15 protein-coding genes are annotated in these 18,284 nt (G+C 72.5%); 9 read left to right on the forward strand and 6 right to left on the reverse strand.

Going from position 1 to position 18,284, the window contains the following annotated elements; genetic code table 11:
- Window positions 1-153: 153 nt before the first annotated feature.
- The gene (locus tag SD460_RS21470) at window positions 154-660 is read right to left on the reverse strand and encodes a DUF1269 domain-containing protein (protein ID WP_290062662.1); all 507 of its coding nucleotides are present in this window, start codon (window positions 658-660) and stop codon (window positions 154-156) included.
- Between the two features lie 202 nt (window positions 661-862).
- Between SD460_RS21470 and SD460_RS21475 the strand changes: the two genes are divergently transcribed.
- Window positions 863-1,324: a DUF7144 family membrane protein gene (locus tag SD460_RS21475; protein WP_290062661.1), complete on the forward strand. Its 462-nt coding sequence runs from the start codon at window positions 863-865 to the stop codon at window positions 1,322-1,324.
- Between the two features lie 102 nt (window positions 1,325-1,426).
- A complete protein-coding gene (locus SD460_RS21480; RefSeq protein WP_318306613.1) occupies window positions 1,427-3,982 on the forward strand; it encodes a winged helix-turn-helix domain-containing protein in 2,556 nt (851 codons plus the stop codon).
- Window positions 3,983-3,986: 4 nt separating this feature from the next.
- Here the strand turns inward: SD460_RS21480 and SD460_RS21485 are convergent, their stop codons facing one another.
- The gene (locus SD460_RS21485) at window positions 3,987-5,216 is read right to left on the reverse strand and encodes an AI-2E family transporter (RefSeq protein WP_318306614.1); all 1,230 of its coding nucleotides are present in this window, start codon (window positions 5,214-5,216) and stop codon (window positions 3,987-3,989) included.
- Between the two features lie 286 nt (window positions 5,217-5,502).
- On the opposite strand from SD460_RS21485, the gene SD460_RS21490 reads away from it, so the two are divergent.
- The 3 genes from SD460_RS21490 to SD460_RS21500 all read left to right on the forward strand — a co-directional run bounded on the left by SD460_RS21490 (window position 5,503) and on the right by SD460_RS21500 (window position 9,877).
- Window positions 5,503-7,086, forward strand: coding sequence for a molybdopterin-dependent oxidoreductase (locus SD460_RS21490; protein ID WP_318306615.1), 1,584 nt, complete (start codon window positions 5,503-5,505; stop codon window positions 7,084-7,086).
- 117 nt (window positions 7,087-7,203) lie between these two features.
- Window positions 7,204-7,872: a fasciclin domain-containing protein gene (locus SD460_RS21495; protein ID WP_318306616.1), complete on the forward strand. Its 669-nt coding sequence runs from the start codon at window positions 7,204-7,206 to the stop codon at window positions 7,870-7,872.
- 295 nt (window positions 7,873-8,167) lie between these two features.
- Window positions 8,168-9,877, forward strand: coding sequence for a diguanylate cyclase domain-containing protein (locus SD460_RS21500; protein ID WP_318306617.1), 1,710 nt, complete (start codon window positions 8,168-8,170; stop codon window positions 9,875-9,877).
- 12 nt (window positions 9,878-9,889) lie between these two features.
- Here SD460_RS21500 and SD460_RS21505 read toward each other — a convergent pair whose 3' ends face one another.
- The gene (locus tag SD460_RS21505) at window positions 9,890-10,759 is read right to left on the reverse strand and encodes a TetR-type transcription factor C-terminal domain-containing protein (protein ID WP_318306618.1); all 870 of its coding nucleotides are present in this window, start codon (window positions 10,757-10,759) and stop codon (window positions 9,890-9,892) included.
- 104 nt (window positions 10,760-10,863) lie between these two features.
- On the opposite strand from SD460_RS21505, the gene SD460_RS21510 reads away from it, so the two are divergent.
- The 4 genes from SD460_RS21510 to SD460_RS21525 all read left to right on the forward strand — a co-directional run bounded on the left by SD460_RS21510 (window position 10,864) and on the right by SD460_RS21525 (window position 15,543).
- Window positions 10,864-11,766 (forward strand): SMP-30/gluconolactonase/LRE family protein, encoded by a 903-nt coding sequence (locus tag SD460_RS21510; protein WP_290062277.1) that lies wholly within the window; start codon window positions 10,864-10,866, stop codon window positions 11,764-11,766.
- Between the two features lie 27 nt (window positions 11,767-11,793).
- Window positions 11,794-12,783 (forward strand): LLM class flavin-dependent oxidoreductase, encoded by a 990-nt coding sequence (locus SD460_RS21515; protein ID WP_290062276.1) that lies wholly within the window; start codon window positions 11,794-11,796, stop codon window positions 12,781-12,783.
- A gap of 134 nt (window positions 12,784-12,917) precedes the next feature.
- Entirely contained in the window at window positions 12,918-15,029 is a 2,112-nt protein-coding gene (locus SD460_RS21520) for a DUF6351 family protein (protein WP_290062274.1), read from the forward strand.
- Window positions 15,030-15,129: 100 nt separating this feature from the next.
- Window positions 15,130-15,543, forward strand: coding sequence for an STAS domain-containing protein (locus tag SD460_RS21525; protein WP_290062273.1), 414 nt, complete (start codon window positions 15,130-15,132; stop codon window positions 15,541-15,543).
- A 404-nt stretch (window positions 15,544-15,947) separates the two neighbouring features.
- Here the strand turns inward: SD460_RS21525 and SD460_RS21530 are convergent, their stop codons facing one another.
- The 3 genes from SD460_RS21530 to SD460_RS21540 are packed head-to-tail and all read right to left on the reverse strand — an operon-like array spanning window position 15,948 to window position 18,279.
- Window positions 15,948-16,877: a DODA-type extradiol aromatic ring-opening family dioxygenase gene (locus SD460_RS21530; protein WP_318306619.1), complete on the reverse strand. Its 930-nt coding sequence runs from the start codon at window positions 16,875-16,877 to the stop codon at window positions 15,948-15,950.
- Complete coding sequence (locus tag SD460_RS21535) at window positions 16,877-17,788, reverse strand: alpha/beta fold hydrolase (protein WP_318306620.1); 912 nt, start codon at window positions 17,786-17,788, stop codon at window positions 16,877-16,879. Before SD460_RS21535 ends, SD460_RS21530 begins: the two co-directional genes overlap by 1 nt.
- Window positions 17,785-18,279 (reverse strand): cupin domain-containing protein, encoded by a 495-nt coding sequence (locus SD460_RS21540; protein WP_290062922.1) that lies wholly within the window; start codon window positions 18,277-18,279, stop codon window positions 17,785-17,787. The genes SD460_RS21535 and SD460_RS21540 overlap by 4 nt, the downstream gene beginning before the upstream one ends.
- Between the last annotated feature and the right edge of the window lie 5 nt (window positions 18,280-18,284).

The raw sequence follows: 18,284 nt of genomic DNA on the forward strand, positions 1-18,284 counted from the left end.
CTGTCCCGCCCAGCCGGCCCGGGCACTCTCGGGGGAGTGCCCGGGCCGGCTGAGCCTCTCGCCGGTGGCCGCGGCGGCGCGCGGGGGCGTCGCCGCGGCCCGGCCCCTGCGCGTACGGCTTTGCGGTCGAGCGCGCTGGACCGATCGGTTCAGCTACAACGCTTCCCGGTGCGGGGCTTCGCCGAAGGCGTCGCGCAGCCGGGCTTCCTCCTCGTCGGACAGGTTGGTGCTCAGCAAGGTCGCGCCGGTTTCCTTGAACGGTTCGACCACCCGGTCCAGCACGGTGCCCTCCGACATGACGAACAGCGCGGACGTCCCGGGCGTGACCTGGGTCCGGACCACGTCGATGAACTCTTCGTCGATCCCGACGTGGCTCAGCGATCCGGTCAGCGCCCCGATCGCCGCGCCGACCGCCACCCCCAGCAGCGGGACCAGGAAGATGAGGCCGAACAGCAGACCCCAGAAGGCCCCGCCCAGCGCGCCGGCGCCGGTCAGGGAGCCGAGATCCTTGGTCTTCGGCTTCTTCCGCCCCTCCGGCCAGGTCACGTAAGCCGCGTCCGCGATCGAGATCAACTGCTGCTTCTGCAGCTGCCGCAGCAGATCCAGTGCGGTTTCGGCACCTTCGACGGTCGGGAACCGCCACACGGTCAAGGTGGCCATGATGTCCTCTCAGTCCGGGATCGGTGGTCGTACCGCACTGTTTCCCCGGCGCCGTCGCCCGGCATCGCCCACGCCGTGTGAGCCGCGGACCAGCCTCGATCGGGCCGGCTGATCTCACCTGGGGCGGGCGAGGACCGCCGCCCGGGCGACCCTCCATGATCGCCCGGGTCCACAGCCCGTCGACGTACGAGGAAGAGGGATCATGACCGAACCCATGCCGCCCCGGACCGGACCCGCCGGTGCCCGGGCGCCCCTCCCGCCGGACCGGGCCGTCGCCCGGTCCCGGCGGGTCGGCTGGATCTGGTTCGCCGGGGCGATCACCGTCCTGGCCGGACTGTTCAACGTGGTCGAGGGCGTGGTCGCGCTGTTCGACCGGGACTACTACGTCATCGGCCCGTCCGGGTTGCTCGTCTTCTCCCTGGCCGGCTGGGGCTGGCTGCACCTGATCGTCGGCGCGCTCGTCGTGCTGACGGGCATCGCGTTGTTCACCGGCGCGCAGTGGGCGCGGGTCGTCACGGTCGCCCTCGCCGGCTTCAACGCGCTGGCGCAGCTGGCTTTCCTGTCCGCCTACCCGTTCTGGGGCGTCATCGTGATCGCCCTCGACGTCCTCGTCATCTGGGCCGTCATCGTGCACGGCGACGAAGCCACCTACGAAATCTGGTGAACCACCTCGGTCGCCCGCCGCGGGTGATCAGTACAGTCGTGGCCTCCGCCCGGCGTCGACCGCGGAGCCGGGGCGAATTCTCCCGACCGCCGAGAGGTTGACGTGCCCGATCCGAGAACGACTTCGTTCCGGCCGGTTCCCCACGGCAAAGTCGTGGTACCGCGCCTCCCGGGAACCTTCGTTCCCCGCGCGCGGCTGGCGGCCGTGTTCGACCGCGCCGTCGCCCGGCCCGTCACGGTGGTCCGCGCACCGGCCGGGGCGGGCAAGACCACCGCGCTGGCCGGCTGGGCGGGCGACCGTGGCGATGTCGCGTGGGTGTCGCTCGACGAGGACGACAACGACGAGTCGCGGCTGTGGGTGGCGATCCTCAGCGCGTTGCGCCGCTGTCCCGCGGTGTCCGGCGACCCGGCGCTGCACCGGCTCGGCCCGCCGTCGCCCGGGCGGCGGCGGGCTTTCCTGGCCGACCTGGACGACGCGCTCCCCGGGCCGGACCACCCGGTGCCGCTGGTACTGGACGACCTGCAGGAGATCTCCCGCCCGGAGCCGCTGGCGGCGCTGACCGCGCTCGCCCGCCACCTGCCGCCCGGGGTGCGGCTGGTGCTGGCCACCCGCGTCGAACCGCGGCTGCGGCTGGCCCGGCTGCACGTCGAAGGCGCCCTTTCCCGCGTGGAAGCCGCCGAACTCCGGTTCACCGCCAAGGAAACGGCGAGCCTGCTGCGGGCCACCGGTGGCGAGGTGGGCGACGACCGCGTCCGGGAGCTCACCGACCGGACGGCGGGCTGGGCCGCGGCACTCGGCTGGGCCGCGGTGTCGTTGCGCGAAGCGGAAGACGCGGACGCCCTCGTCTCTTCCGTCACCGGCGACGAGCGGGCCGTGGCGCGGTTCTTCGCCGACGAAGTGCTCTCGCGACTGCCTTCGGAGACGGCGGATCTCCTGCTGTGCACCAGTGTCTGCGACGCGGTCGGAGCGACCCTCGCGGTCCGCCTGTCGGGCCGGGCGGACGCCGGGGCGAGGCTCGACGAGCTCGAACGCACGATGGCCCTCGTCGTGCGCACGCCGGCCGACACCTACCGGCTCCCGCCGTTGCTGCGCGGTTTCCTGCGGGCCGAGCTGGCCCGGCGGGACCCGCGGCGGGTGCCGCGGCTGCACGGGATCGCCGCGCAGTGGTACGCCGGGGAAGGACGGTTCGGGGAGGCGCTCCGGCACGCCGTCGCGGGCCGCAGCCGGCCGCGGGTCCTGGCGCTGGCGCAGGACCACGCCGTGCGCCAGGCGCTGGCCGGCGACGGGGATCCGGTGCGGGGCGCGCTCACCTACCTCGGCACCGAGACCGTCGCGGCGAACCCCTCGCTGCGGCTGGCGTCGGCGGTGGAACACATCCAGCGCGGAAAGCTCGCGGAAGCGACGGCCGACCTCCAGGAGGCGGAGGCGGACGACCTGTGGCCGCTCGCCGCCCGCCACTTGGCGTCGGTGACGGGAAAGCACTTGCCGGGCGCCGGGCGGCCGGCGGCGCGGTGCCCGGAGTTCGAAGCCTGGGTCACCCTCGATCGCGCGTGGCGGTCGCTGCACCGCGGCGCCCGCCGGTACGCCGTCACCCAGGCCCAGGAAGCACTGCGCCTGGCCCACGACGGGCGGCTGGACCACCTCGTGCTCCACAGCAGACTCGCCGTGGCCCTCGCCACCGCGCTCGGCGGGCAGTACCCGGCGATGCGCCGGGCGTGCACGGGAGCCCTCGCGGTCGCGCGCCGGCACGGCTGGCGCCGGTCCCCGGGCGTGGCCGAGTGCCACCTGCTGCTGGCCTACGACGACCTGGTGCGCGCCGAACCGGTCGCCGCGGCCCGGGAACTGGCCCAGGCGGCCGCGGCGGAGGTGCCCGGCGGCCTGCCGCTGCTGGTACCGCTGCGCGAGTTCTTCGCCGGCATGGTGCGCTTCGACGACGGTGACGCGGCGGCGGGCTCGCAGGCCATGCGCGTGGCGCGGCTGCGGCTCGGCGACCTCGTGCTCCCGCGCGAGGTCGCCGGCGTGTTCGCGGTCGCGGAGTACCACGCGGCCCTCGGGCTCGGTGAAACGTTGCACGCGGCGGAAGTGCTCGCCTGGGCGCACGAGCGGCTGTCCGGCAGCGGCGAACTCGCCGTCCTGCGCGTCCGCGCCCACCTCGCCGCGGACGAAACCGACGCCGCCGAAGCGGTGCTGCGCGAAACCGCGTCGGCGAGTGCGGTGCTGCCCTCGACCCCGGTCGACCGGTGCCTGGCCGAAACCGCGCTCGCGCTGCGCTCGCACCGGCGGACCAAGGCGTTGAACGCCCTCGACCGCGCGCTCGCCCTGGCCCGGCCGAACGGGCTGGTGCGGCCGTTCGCCCTCGCCGAGCCGCGCGTCGGGGACCTGCTGATCGACCACTCCGGCGGGTTCGGTTCGCTGGACCGGTTCGCGCAGACGGTCCGCGGCCGGCTCGTCCCGCACGCCTCGCCCGGCCGGCTGACCGACCGCGAGCAGGTGGTGCTGCAACGCCTGCCCTCGCAGCGTTCCCTGGACGAAATCGCGTCCGACCTCACCGTCTCGGTCAACACGGTGAAGACCCACGTGCGGGCCATCTACGGCAAGCTCGGCGTGAACAACCGGCGCTCCGCCGTCGTGGTGGCCCGCCAGCACGGCCTGACCTGAGCTCTCAGCCTTCGTCGCGGCGGGGCGCGGAAAGCAGCGCCTCGGCCCAGCGGGCCCGCGGGTCGACGTCCACCAGCAGCGCCTTGGCCAGCAGGGTCGCCGGCACGGCGAGGACCGCGCCGAGCGGCCCCAGCAGCCAGGTCCAGAACACCAGCGCCAGCACGGTGACCAAAGTGGACAGACCGACCGAACCGGCGACGAACCGCGGCTGGATCAGCGACTGCACCACGAAGTTCAGCCCCGCGTACACGACGAGCACCACGAGCAGGCTCGACCAGCCGCCGTCGAGGAGCGCGATGAGCGCGGGCGGGGCGACCCCGATGATGAACCCGACGTTGGGGATGTAGTTGGTGACGAAGGCGAGCAGCCCCCACAGCACGGCACCCGGGATGCCCAGCAGGGCGAGCGCGGTGGTGTCGAGCGCTGCCACGAGCCCGCCGAACACGGTCGTCACGAGCAGGTACCGCCGGGTGCCCGACGCGAAGCCGCGCAGCGACGCGGAAATCCACGGGCGGTCCCGCGCGATCCGGCCGAGACGCTGTCCCGCCCAGGCCGTTTCGGCGCTGAGGAACAGCAGGAGGGCCAACAGGAACGCCAGGTTCGTGACCAGCCCGCCGACGCCGGCGAGCAGGGAACCGGCGAAGCCGACCAGCTTCCCGGCGTCAACGGACGACAGCATGGCGCGCAGCTGCGGTTCGCCGACGCCGAACCGGCCGAGCACGGTCAGCCCGTCGTGCAGCAGTTCGTTGGCCCGCCCGGTGTAGTGGGGGAGCAGGGCCGACAGCTGCGCGACGGACACGACGACGACCAGGAAGAAGCTGAGCAGGACCGCGTAGACGGTGATCACGAGGACGGTGACGGTCAGCCAGCGCGGCCATCCCTTGTCCCGCAACCACTTCCGCACCGGATCGAGCGTGATCACGACGACGAAGGCGAGGAAGACCGGGCCGGCCAGCCAGGCGACGGCCTGCACACCGGCCAGCACGATCACCGCGGCGGCGGCCCCCAGCAGCACGACGAGCGCGCGTGGCAAGGGGGTGCCGCCGGTCCCGAGGTCGCTCGCGGGCGGCCAGGGAACCGGCGGCGGGTGCGCGCCGGCGCCGAACCGGTCGGCGAGCCTCCGGAAGGAGCCCCGCGCGGCGCGGCGCTCCGTCCGCCCACCGGCCGCGGTCCGGTCCCGCCGGGGCTTGCGGGACCGGCGGGCCGGGATGTCGGTGAGCGTCGTTCGCACCATGCGGATCCTCCGGAGACGGGGCGGCGAACTCCACGGTGGCGGCTCCGGACCGCAGCTGCGTCACCCGGAGCGGGCGAAAGCCCAGCGCCCCAATGTGGCGTTGGTTGCGTCCAGCGCACCCAATGTGGCGTTCGGTGCGTCTGACGCACCCAATGCCACATTGGGGCGCTTTCCCGGCTGTGCACGTCGGCCGGGCCGTGGCGGGTGGGGTGGTAACGTCCGTCACCTGTTCGGACGGTCTTGGCGTTGCGCCCATCCGGCGGCACTGTGGCCCCGAACGAGGGGTATGGCCGCAACCAAGGTGACGTCCCCGCCCGACAGCCCCAGCCCGCCGCAGCGGACGCGGCTGCGGTTCTTCGCCGCCGCGTTCAGCGGGGTGCTGGCGCTGGTCGCCGCGTTGGCGGCCGGGCACCTCGTGGCCGGGTTCATCAGCGTCAACGCCTCCCCCTACCTCGCCGTGGGCAACGGCGCCATCGACCTCACCCCCGTCGAACTCAAGGACTTCGCCGTCCGCACGTTCGGGACTTACGACAAGCTGGTGCTGCTGGGCAGCATGGCCGTGGTCATGGTGGGCGTCGCCGCGCTCGCGGGAGTCCTTTCGCGACGGTCACCGGTCCCGGGGACCGTGGTCATCGCGCTGTTCGGTCTCGTGGGCGCGGTCGCGGTGTTCGAGCGGCCCGATCTGAGTGCGGTGGCGCTGCTCGCGCCGGCCGCCAGCTTGGTCGTCGGCATCACGGTGTTCCTGCTCCTGCACCGGATCGCGCCGCGGGTGTGGCGGGACACCGGCGGGGAGAAGACCGGCACCTCGAGGCGGGTGTTCCTGCTCGGCGGCGCCGGAGTCGTCGTCGGCGCGGGCGCGGCGGGGCTGGGCGGCCAGCTGATCAGCTCCGCCCGCGACGCGACGGCGTCGCGGGAGGCGGTCGGCAAGTTGATCCCGGCGCGCACCGCGCCGACGATCCCCGCCGACGCGGACTTCTCGAAGCTGGGCACCCCGCCGTTCCTCACCCCGAACGACAAGTTCTACCGCGTCGACACCGCGTTGTCGGTGCCGCAGGTCCGCACCGAAGACTGGAGCCTGCGCCTGCACGGCATGGTCGACCGCGAAATCCGCTACAGCTACGGCGACATCCGCAATCGGCCGCTGGTCGAACGGACCGTCACCATGACGTGCGTGTCGAACGAGGTCGGCGGCGACTACGTCTCGACGGCCAACTTCATCGGCGTGGACCTGGCCGACCTGCTCGCCGAAGCCGGGGTGCGCTCCGGTGCCGAGCAGCTGTTCTGCACCAGCGTCGACGGCTGGACCTCCGGCACACCGGTCGCGGCGGCCACCGACCGTGGTCGGGGGGCGATGCTGGCGATCGGGATGAACGGTGAGCCGTTGCCGCTGGAACACGGTTTCCCCGCCCGGCTGGTCACCCCCGGACTGTATGGGTATGTGTCGGCGACGAAATGGGTCGTGGACATCGAGGTCACCACCTGGGCCGCGCGCCAAGCGTACTGGCTCAAACGCAGCTGGGCCCGCGAGGCCCCGATCAAAACCGAATCACGCATCGATTCCCACCGCGGCTTCGCCAACGTCCAGAAAGGGAAGGTGCGCGTCGCCGGGGTCGCGTGGGCGCAGCACACCGGGATCGAGAAGGTCGAGGTCCGCATCGACCAGGGCCCGTGGCAGGCCACCACACTCTCCCAAGAGGTCAACCTGAACACGTGGCGGATGTGGTGGACCGAAGTGGACCTCCCCGCGGGGGTGCATCAGGTGTTCTGCCGGGCCACCGACAAGTCCGGCTACACCCAGACCGACCAGCGGGCGGGCACCGTCCCCGACGGGGCGACCGGCTGGCACAACGTCACCTTCACCGCCGCCTAGAAAATCTTTTTCCGCGATCGACCAATCCGGTCCGTCCGGGGGCCCGAATGACGGGTAACAGAGGCGGTCATCGGAACAGTTCGCCTTCAGCCGCGTCATCAATGGGAGTGAATTCTCGTGCGTAACCTTCGTATTGCCGGTATCGGCCTGGCCGCGGCCGCCGCGCTGACCCTGACCGCGTGCAGCGGCAGCGACACCGCGTCCTCGGGCAGCTCCAGCGCCCCCGCCCCGTCCTCGTCGATGGCCGCCCCGTCCTCCAGCGCCGCCGCGGCCGGGGACGGGATGACCACCAACGCCGACGTGTTCGGCCCGGCGTGTTCGCAGCTGCCGCAGGGGTCCGCGCCGGGTTCGCTGGACTCGATGGGCCCGCAGCCGGTCGCCTCGGCCGCGTCGACGAACCCGCTGCTGACCAAGCTGGTGGCGGCGGTCAAGGCCACCAACCTGGTGGACACGCTCAACAGCGCGCCGTCGATCACGGTGTTCGCCCCGGCCGACCCGGCCTTCGCCGCCCTCGGTGACGCGAAGTTCAACGAGCTGGCGGGCAAGCCGGCCGAGCTGTCGCCGATCCTGCAGTACCACGTCGTCGGCAAGCGCTACGACGCCAAGGGCCTCGCGGCCGCCGGCTCGCTCGACACCCTCAACGCGGCCGGTGGGCAGCTGAAGATCGAGGGTTCCGGGGAGAACATGACGGTCAACGGCGCGAAGATCCTGTGCGGGAACATCCCCACGAAGAACGCCACCGTCTTCGTGATCGACAAGGTCCTCACCCCCGGCACCAACAAGTAAGGCGACGTCCGGGCCGCCGACGGGCGGCCCGGCACCGATCGGCCGCCCCGGCTCCGGGAGATCGTCGAGCCGGGGCGGCCGCTCGCGGTCTGCCGGCGGGGTGCAGGGTCCGCCGGCGGGGGACACCCGCGCGGCGGTGTCCCGCCGGTCGCCGCCGTCGCCGAGGCACTCCACGGCCGTGGCGGCGACCGGCCCCTGGGTCGGCTGCGTCCGTTCGGGGGACAGCACCCTGGGCCTCGCGTGATGGTGGTACTTTCTTCCACTCGACCGCTGAGCCCGACCGAAGGGATGGACCGTGCCGGCGCCGGATGCGGAGGTCCCCGAAGGTCCGCTGGCCGCCGACGAGCGGTTCGCCGTGCTCTACCGGCACTGCCCGGCCGGAGTCGTCCTCGCCGACCCCGACGGCGTCATCGGCGCGGCCAACCCGGCTTTCCTCCGGCTGGCCAAGGCCGGCAGCGAGGACGACCTCGTCGGTACGCGCGTGAGCGACCTGGGCGCGGGCGACCGTGACCGGTCCACGCTGGTGCGGGCCATCCTGTCCGGCGACGACGTGCAGGACCAGATCGAGATCCGGTCCCGGCCGGACGGTGCCCGGTCCGTCCGGCTGACCGTCACGACCGTGCCCGGCGACCACGGCCGGTACCCGATCCTCCTCTTCGAGGACGTCCACGAGCTGCGGCAGCTGCAGGAGACGTTCCACCACCAGGCGTTGCACGACCCGCTGACCGGGTTGCCGAACGCCGCCCACTTCCGGTCGCGGCTGGAAGCGCTGTGCGCCGAGGACAGCCCGATTTCCCTGCTGTACGTGGACGTCGACGGCTTCAAGGTCGTCAACGACGGCCTCGGCGCCGACGTCGCCGACCTCGTGCTCCGCGGCGTCGCGGGCACCCTGCGCTCGGTCTTCGCGCACCACGAAGCGTTCATCGCCCGGTTGTTCGGCGACGGCTTCGCGATCGCGGTGTCCGGCGACCTGGACCGGAAAACGGTCGTCGAGCTGTCCGAACAGGCCATCCGCGAAGTCGCCAAACCGGTGTACGCGGCGGGAATCGGCATCGGGGTGAGCGCCAGCATCGGCATCGCCACGGCCGGCGCCCGCAGCGGCGACCACGAGAACCTGATGCGCTCGGCCCAAGTCGCGCTGCACCGCGCGAAAGCGCTCGGCAAGGCGCAGTGGGTGGTGTTCGACCCGGAGTCCGGCGAAGCGGATCGCGACCGCTACCGGCTCGCGGCCGCCATCGCCGGGGCGATCGAGCTCGGCGAGATCACCGTGACCTACCAGCCGCACGTCGTGCTGCCGGACGCGCGGATCGTGACGTCCCTCAACGCCGCGCTGGTGTGGAACCACCCGGCGCGCGGGCAGTTGCGGTCGGCGGAGTTCTTCCCCCTCGCGGAAATGACCGGGATGACGGTGCCGCTGGGCAGGCACCTGCTGGCGCAGGCGTTGCGGACGAAGGCGGAGTGGCAGATGCGCTTCGGCGACGGAGCGCCGATGGTGTGCTTGACGCTGCCCCGGCGCATGGCGATCGACGCCGATCTGGTCGGCATCGTCCGCGCGGAACTGGCGGAGAACGGGCTGGAACCACGCCACCTGATGCTGTGCGTGGACGTGGCGTCCCTGGTGGACGAGCGCGGCGACCTGCTCGAGTCGATGAGCAGGCTGGCCCACCTCGGCCTCGTTTTCGTCGTCACCATCACGGGCCTGCCGGACCTGGAACTGATCGCGGCTCGCGAAGTTCCGGCGCCGGCGGTGATGCTGACCGGTCCGATCGTCGAGAGCGTCACGGCGGTCGACGCGCCGGAGTGGGCCTGCCGCACCGTGAGTCAGCTGGTCGCGCGGGCGGACGAGCTGGGTATCAAGGTCGGGGCGTACGGCGTGGCGTCGCAGGAGCAGGCGGAACTGCTCCACAGCTTGGGAGTCGTGGTCGCGTCAGGGGGTTACCAGCCCGAATACCTGAGCCGCACGGAGGCGGAAGTCTGGGCGGGCCGGACCTTCCCGATGGGGTGACGGCCGGCCGCGTCAGCCGGAAAACTTCTCCAGTTCGCCCGGCGGGAAGTAGTTCTGGGTGGTCGCGTCGATGCGCACCAGGTACTTGTCCCGCTTGTCGTCGAAGTGCACGACCGTGCCGACGTTGCCCGTCATCGTCTTGCCGGTGATCCGTACCGTCTCGCCCACCTCGAACGCAGCCATGGTGGGCACGCTACCGGGCTCGCGGGTGATCAGCATCCGGGCGGCCAGCTCCGCGTAGGACTCGCCGAGGGCTTCGGGGGAGTCCGTGCCGTCGAGGCGGTACCAGCGCACCAGGTCGACGCCGAGCGACAGGATCGCGCGCACCGCCCGGCCGACGTCGGGCACGTCGAAAACGCCTTCACCGGCGCCGCGTTCCACCGCGGTCCGGACCACCGCGGAGAACCGGCGGCGGAGGTCGAGGACCTCGGCCAGGTGCGCCGGGGCGAGCGCCGCCAGTTCGTACTGGCAGACCCGCGCCACGGTGTGGTGGCGCGCGTGCCACGCCACGTGCGCGGCCACCAGGCGCCGGAGGTGCCGCGCGGGGTCGCCGTCGTCGTGCTGCGCCTCCAGTGCCGCGAGGGCGCGCTCGTGGCCGGTCCGTGCGATGTGGAACAGCACGGCCTCCTTCGAGGCGAAGTGGACGTACAGCGAGCCGGGGCTGAGGCCGATGACGGACGTGATGTCGCGGGTGGTCGTGGCGTGGAAACCCTGGCGGGCGAAGCACTGCACGGCCGCGGACAGCAGCGCGCGGGGCACCGGCGGCGTCTGCTCTCCCCAGAACTCGCCGGACACCGTTTCCGGGCCGAGGGCGGTCGTCAGCTCCGTCGCGGCCGCCGCCGGGTACCGCCCGCCGCCGCGACGGCGCTCCTTCGCTGGCATCTTCTCCTCCTCGGTGACCGGGCTTGACACCTGCCCGGTCCCGCGGTCATGGTAACTGGGCGCTCAGTTACTCGACGTCGACGAAGACACGAGGAGAGGTCGCGATGGGACGAACCGCTGCCAGGCAGCCGGCCGTGGTGCTCGACGGCTTCTCCTACCTGGAGTGTCCGCGGTGGCACGACGGCCGGTTGTGGGTGTCGGACTTCTACACCGAGAAGGTCGTGGCGATCGACGGCCGCGGCGGTGCCGAGGTCGTCGCCGAAGTGCCCGGGCAGCCCTCGGGCCTCGGGTTCCTGCCCGACGGGCGCCTGCTCATCGTGTCCATGCGGGACCACCGCGTCCTGGTGCGCGACGAGTCCGGCAAGCTTTCGGAGCACGCCGATCTGTCCGGTGTGGTGTCCGGGGTGCTCAACGACATGGTCGTCGACGACCGCGGCCGGGCCTGGGTGGGCAACTTCGGCTTCGACCTCATGGGCGGCGCGCCCTTGCGCTACACCACGCTGACCCGCGTCGACCCCGACGGGAGCGTCTCCGTCGCCGCCGAAGACCTCGGGTTCCCCAACGGCATGGTGGTCCTGCCCGGCGGCGTGCTGGTCGTCGCCGAGACCTTCGCCGGGCGGCTGACAGCCTTCGACATCGGCGACGACGGGGAACTGAGCGGACGGCGCGTGTGGGCGCAGTTCGGGGAAACCCCGCGGACCGAAGACGTCGGAGAAGCGGTGCAGGCCCTCGAAGTGGCCCCGGACGGCATCTGCGCCGACGCCGAGGGCGCGATCTGGGTGGCGGACGCCGTCCACAACCGCGTGCTGCGGGTGGCCGAGGGCGGCGAGGTCCTCGACGAGATCGACGCCGGCACCGGGGTTTTCGCCTGCATGCTCGGCGGTGACGACGGGCGCACGCTGTTCCTCTGCGCGGCGCCGTCCTTCGCCGAGCACGAACGCCGTCCGGTCCGCGAGGCCCAGCTGCTCGCGGTCGACGTCGAGGTCCCGCACGCCGGCCTGCCCTGATCCCGACGAGTGAACGGAAGGGCCGTCATGGACGTCTCGTGCGCTTTCCCGACCGCGCTGGATTCGCCGGACCACATCGCCGTCGCCGAAGAACTGGGCTACGCGCGGGCGTGGGTCTACGACACCCCGCAGCAGAGCCCCGACGTGTGGATGACCCTCGCGCTGGCCGCCGAGCGGACCAGCCGGATCGGGCTCGGCCCCGGCGTGCTGGTGCCCAGCCTGCGCCACCCGATGGTCAACGCGGCGGCGACCGCCACCCTCGCCGCGCTGGCGCCCGGCCGCGTCGCGGTCTCCTTCGGCACCGGGTTCACCGGCCGCCGCGCCATGGGCTACCGCGCGATCACCTGGTCGTTCATGGAGTCCTACATCCGGGCCTACCGCGGTCTCCTCCAAGGCGACGTCGTCGAGTGGGAAGGGGCGCGGATGCGGATGCTGCACCCCGCCGGGCACGCCCCCGCCCGGCCCGTCGACGTCCCCGTCCTGATCGGCGCGCTGGGGCCGAAGGGGCACCAGGTGGCCAAAGCACTCGGCGACGGGCTGTACGTGACGTTGCAGCTGCCCAAGTTCGCGACCGAGTACTCGTGGGTGCCGTACCTGGTGTGGGGCACGGTGCTCGACGAAGACGAGGGCACGGACACCGAGCACGCGCGCCAGGCGGCCGGGCCCGGGTGGGCGCTGGCCTACCACGGCGCCTACGAGTTCGGCGGGCCCGAGGCCGTGCGCGAACTCCCGGGCGGCGCGGAGTGGCTGGCGGTGGTGGAGCGGACCCCGCCGGAGCGGCGGCACCTCACTGTCCACACCGGACACTGCGTGGAACTGGGCGAGGCCGACGAGGCGGCGTGGCGGGCCGGCGGCCACACGATGCTGCGGGACGTGACCATGACCGGCACCCGCGAGCAGCTCCGGCAGCGGCTGGCCGAAGTGGCCGGCAAGGGCGTCACCGAGATCGTGTTCCAGCCGACCGGGCCCGACGTCCGGGGCGAGCTCGAGCGGTTCCTCGAAGCCGCGAAGCGCTGAGCGACCCCGGGGAACGGACGTTGTTCCGGCCGGGCCGCAGGTGCTATACCGGCAGCTGCCCGGTGTCGCGACGACGCGACGCCACGAGCGAGCGGAGTGGCTGGGTGGCAAACCGTACTGTGCGCTCATCCGTCGTGGTGGCGGTCCTGACCACGCCCGTCCTCCTGCTGGGGACCGCGACCGCGGTGGCCGCCACCGGCACCCCGCCCGGGCGGCAGCTGACGATCGAGACGGTGTCGAACCCGCGGCCCGCGCTCGTCAGCGGGGGACAGGTCCTGGTCAAGGTCGTGGCGCCGGCAGGGAAGGTCGCCGTCAGCGAAAACGGCCACGACGTCACTTCGGGTTTCCGGGCGCAGCCGGACGGCAGCCTGCTGGGCCTGGTGACCGGCCTGCGCGACGGCGTCAACACCCTGAGCGCCAGGACGAGCGGACCCGGCCCGGACCGGCGGGCGGACCTGCGCGTCACCAACCACCCGAGCACCGGGCCGGTCTTCTCCGGCGCGCAGCAGCAGCCGTTCTACTGCGAAACCCAGGCGTTCGGCCTGCCGACGGCCACCCAGCCGCTCTGCAGCGCGCCGACCCAGGTCAGCTACCAGTACCGGACCACCGCCGGGGCGTTCGCGCCGCTGGCGGACCCGGCGACTCGGCCCGCGGACCTCGCGACGGCGACGGTCGGCGGGCGCGCGGTGCCGTACGTGGTCCGCGTCGAGCGCGGCACGATCGACCGCGCCGTCTACGAGCTGGCCGCGCTCTACGACGGCGCACCCTCGCCCGTCGCGCCGGAGCCAGGCTGGAACGGGAAGCTGGTCTACACGTTCGGCGGCGGCTGCAACGCGGGCTACCACCAGGGCGCGTCGACGGGCGGGGTGGTGAACGACCTGTTCCTGGCCCAGGGGTACGCGGTCGCGTCGTCCACCCTGAACGTGCTCGACAACAACTGCAGCCCGATCATCTCGGCCGAAGCGGCGATGATGGTCAAGGAGCACTTCATCGAGACCTACGGCCCGGTCGCCCACACCATCGGCTGGGGCGGCTCGGGCGGAGCGATCCAGCAGTACGACATCGCCGAGAACTACCCCGGCATCGTGGACGGCATCATCCCCGGCGTCTCGTTCCCGGACCCGCTGACCGTGGGCGGCCCGGTGTCGGACTGCCGGTTGCTGAACCGGTACTTCGCCGGGCCGGGCGCGTCGTTCACCGCGGCGCAGAAGCAGGCCGTCGCGGGCTTCGCGAGCTACGACACCTGCGTCTCGTGGGACCAGACGTTCGCCAGCCGCGCCACCGCGACCGGCAGCTGCAACGCGGCCATCCCGGTCGCGGCCCGGTGGGACCCGGTCACCAACCCGGGCGGGGTGAAGTGCAACTCCAATGAGCAGCTGGTCAACCAGATCGGGCGGGACCCGAAGACCGGGTTCGTGCGCAGCCCGCTGGACACCACCGGCGTGCAGTACGGCTTGGCCGCGCTGAAGTCCGGCACGATCACGCCGGCACAGTTCGCCGACCTGAACGCGTCGATCGGCGGCCTCGACTACACCGGAAAGCCCGTGACGCAGCGAACGGCGGCCGATCCGAAGGCGCTCGCCGCGGCGTACGCCGACGGCATCGTGAACTCCGCGTCGCAGGGCCTGCGGGAGACGCCGATCATCGACCAGCGGACCGACCTCGACTTCGCCGGGTTCGGCAACGACATCCACACCACCGAGTGGTCGTACGTGCTGCGGCAACGGCTGCTGCGGGCCAACGGCACGGCAGCGAACCAGGTCATCATCGAAAACCACCCCACCGCGGCCGAAGCGGCGGCCGCCAGCGCGTACGAACTCGGCGCGATGGACCGCTGGCTGACCGCGATCGACGCGGACCGCTCGCACCGGAGCCGCCAGCAGAAGGTGCTGGCGAACCGGCCGGCCGACCTGGGCGACGGGTGTTACCTGTCCGCCGCGTCGCGGATCACCGAGAAGCTGACGTACCCGGCGAGCGGCCAGTGCGGTGCGCAGTACCCGGTGGCGGCCAACACCCGGATGGTGGCGGGGGAAAGCCTGGCCATGGACGTGCTGAAGTGCCGGCTGAAGCCGCTGGACTTCCGCGACTACCCGGCCGCCTTCACCGCCGAGGACCGGACGCGCCTGCGGGCGGCGTTCCCCGGCGGGGTGTGCGACTACAGCCGTCCGGGCGTCGGGCAGCGCGCCCCGATCGGGACCTGGCTCAGCTACGGCGACGAACGGACGGGCACCACCCCGCCGCGCTGACCGGGTGGTGCCCGTTTACCGCGACGCGAGCTGGGTACCCTCCCAGCGGATTTTGTGTGCCAGGCACGACTTCGATCACGAGCGGAGAGGTGGCAGCGTCATGAGCATTCCGTTGCAGCCGGAGCGCCTCAGGATCGTGCGCCCGGAAAAGACCAAGGACGGCGTCGTGGTGCTCGCCTTGTCGGGCGAGCTGGACGCCGGGACGACCCCGAAGCTCAGCAGCGCGCTCGTGCAGATGCTCGATTCCGGTCCCGAGACGCTGGTCCTCGACCTGTCGGGCCTGTCGTTCATGTCGGTGGCGGGCGGCCGCTCGATCCGCCTGACCCACGACGCGGCCGGCGCGACGCGCCTGCGGGTGGTGACGGGCAGCTGCCGCACGGTGGACCTCGTGCTCCACGCGACCGGCCTCGCCGCGGTCCTGGACTGCTACCCGACCCGTTCGGAGGCGCTCACGGCGGGCAGCCGCAAGCAGTTCCTCAGCGACGCGGAGGCCTGCTGGAACCTCGACCGCTGACGCCCCCGGTGATGTCTTGAATGAGTCATTCAGGACCTCCGGCGACAGGGTCCCGGCAAAGTCGCGTGTGCGCGGTCCGCCGCGATGTCCTGAACGACCCCTTCACGACGCTCGGGCCACCGATCCCCGGGCGCCTCCTCCCGCGCACCGAGCGGCGGCTTGCCGAAGGCGGTGTCGCGAATGACTCATTCGGGACCTCCGAAGCCGCCAATGACTCATTCGCGACCTCGCCCGAGCTGCCCACTCCGCCTGCCGGCGGTGAAGCGAGCCGGGGCAGGCGACTTTGCCGGAGCCCTGCCCGGGATGTCTTGAATGAGTCATTCAGGACCTCCGGCGACCTGAATGACTCATTCAAGACATCCGGCGAGCCCGCTGCTGCCCGCCGGCCGAGATGCGGGCTGTGCTCAGCCGACCGGGAACGTGGTGCCGATGCCCATGCCGGTGATCCACTCCGGCACCGGCTCGTAGCTGGTCCACGTCAGCGGGGTGCCCGCCGCGGCCTGGCCGATCAGCCAGCAGCGGACCTCGTGGCCGCCGCTGCCCGCCAGTGCTTCCAGCTTCTCGTGGCCCAGTGCGGCCACCGACTCCGGGTCGCCCGCGCGAAGGCGGTCGAGGAACCACCGGTCCCACTCCGTGTTCACCCGGGCGGCCGGGTCGCCGCCCATCGCGCGGACGCGGGGTTCGCGGGCCGCCGCGAAGGCGTGGACGTTCGCGCGGCCGTGGATCAGGGACTCGCGGCGCTCGCCCGCCACCTCGCGCGGGTCGTTGGACGGGAGCCAGTGGGACAGGCCGCCGCTCGCCGCCAGCAGGACGCGGCCCGGGAAGTCGGCCGCGGCCACGGCCGCGCCCAGTGCCCGGCCCAGTGCGACGCAGCGCCGCGGCGACGGGAGCGGCGGGGCCGCGGTGTTGACCACCAGCGGGACCATCGGCAGCGTGGTGCCGCCGGTGAGCATCTCGTAGGTCTGGACGATGCCGTGGTCCACCGTGAGCGAGTACGACAGCGAAACGTCGAAGCCGGCGTCGGTCAGTCCGTTGTGGACGGACCAGGCGAGCTCGCCCGCCACCGGCAGCGGGCCCTCGGTGCTGCCGAAGTCCCCGAACCCGGCCGCGTGCTCGACGCCGAGGACGAACGGCGGCATCACGTCGTAGAAGTTGCCGTGGAAGTGGTCCGGGCCGAGCACGACGATCGCGTCCGGCGCCAGCGCTTGCACCGCGCGGCGCACGACGGCGGCGTCGGCGAGGAACTTCGCGCCGGGGCCGCCCTCGGCAGGGGGTGGCAGCAGCGTCGCGAACGGGCTGTGCGACATGCCGGCGAACCCGATGAGCTCGGCCATCAGGACGGGTCCTTCCCGCTCAGCAGCCAGGTGCGGTGGACGTCGAGGAATTCGCCGACCTTTTCCCACTGCGGCCAGTGGCCGGCGTCGTCGATGACGTGCAGCCGCGCGTCCGGCAGCCAGTCCAGCAGCAGTTCGGCCTCGTCGAGCCCGCCGGTGGGGTCGTGGCTGGTCCACAGCAGCAACGTCGGCGCGGTCACGCGCGACACCCACTCCGGGTCCCACGCGAAGTCCTTGCGCACCGCGGGGTCCTGCAGCACCAGCGTGTTGCCGATGGCCTGGACGAACCCGGGCCGGGAGTACACCCGGCGGCGCAGGTTCACCAGCTCGTCGGTGACCATTTCCTTGTGGTGGAAAAGGAACTCGACCCGGCGGCGGACGGTCTCGTCGCTGGGGTCGAGCACCGCGGCCATCGTGCTGTCCCGCATCCGGGCCATCACCTCGGGCTTGTTCGCGATGTTGCCGGGGGTGTTGAGCACCAGCCGGTCGACGCGGTCCGGGTGGTGCGCGGCGGTCCACGCGACCACCCAGCCGCCGAGCGACTCACCGGACAGGTGCGCCCGCCCGATGCCAAGAGTGTCCAAAAGAGACACCAGGTGCGCCGACAGGACGTCGATCGTGTACGGCCGGTCCGGCGGGTCCGACCAGCCGTGGCCGACCATGTCGTAGACCGTGACGCGGAAGTCCCGCGCCAGCCCGGCCAGGTCCCGCGCGTACGCCTCGAGGTGCCCGCCGGTGCCGTGCAGCAGGACCAGGTCCGGTCCGGCGCCCGCCTGAAGGACGCGCGTGCGCACCGGCTCCCCGTCCAGCGGCACGTCGACGTAGCGCAAGGTGTGCTCGAGTTCGCCCAGCTCGCCCCAGATCCCGACGTGGTCGGGGATCGGCGGGGCGGCGCGTTCGGTGGTGGTCACTGGTCCTCCCGGTGGCGGGCTTCGGCGATGGTCGCCAGGCCCGCGCTCTGGCGGCGGCCGAGCCCGAACAGGCCGAGCAGCCGCGAGTTTTCGATGGTCAGGAACTCGACCGGGTGCGATGCCGAGTCGTTGTAGTGCCGGTGCCACGTCCACGGCGGGGTGTAGACGAAGGAGCCCGTCGTCCACTCGACGGTTTCGTCTTCGATCTCGCTGTGCCCGTCACCGGACAGGACGAAGTGGACGGTCTCGTGGTGGTGGCGCTGCATGTCCGAGCTCTCGCCGGCCGGGATGACCTGCCGGAAGAGCTCGAACGTCGTGGTCGGCAGCTTCCCGGCGATCCGCAGCGACGTCGGGTTCGGGACGGCGCCGGGCGGGATCTCCTCGAGCTCGCCGTCGTGCACGACGAGCGGGCGCTGCCCGCCGGGGCGGACGGCGTGGCCGATGGTCGCGAGGAAGTCGGGCATCGCGAAGCCGGGTCCGGACGTGGTCATGGCGC

It is taken from the genome of Amycolatopsis solani (assembly GCF_033441515.1).
Taxonomy (GTDB): Bacteria; Actinomycetota; Actinomycetes; order Mycobacteriales; family Pseudonocardiaceae; genus Amycolatopsis; species Amycolatopsis solani.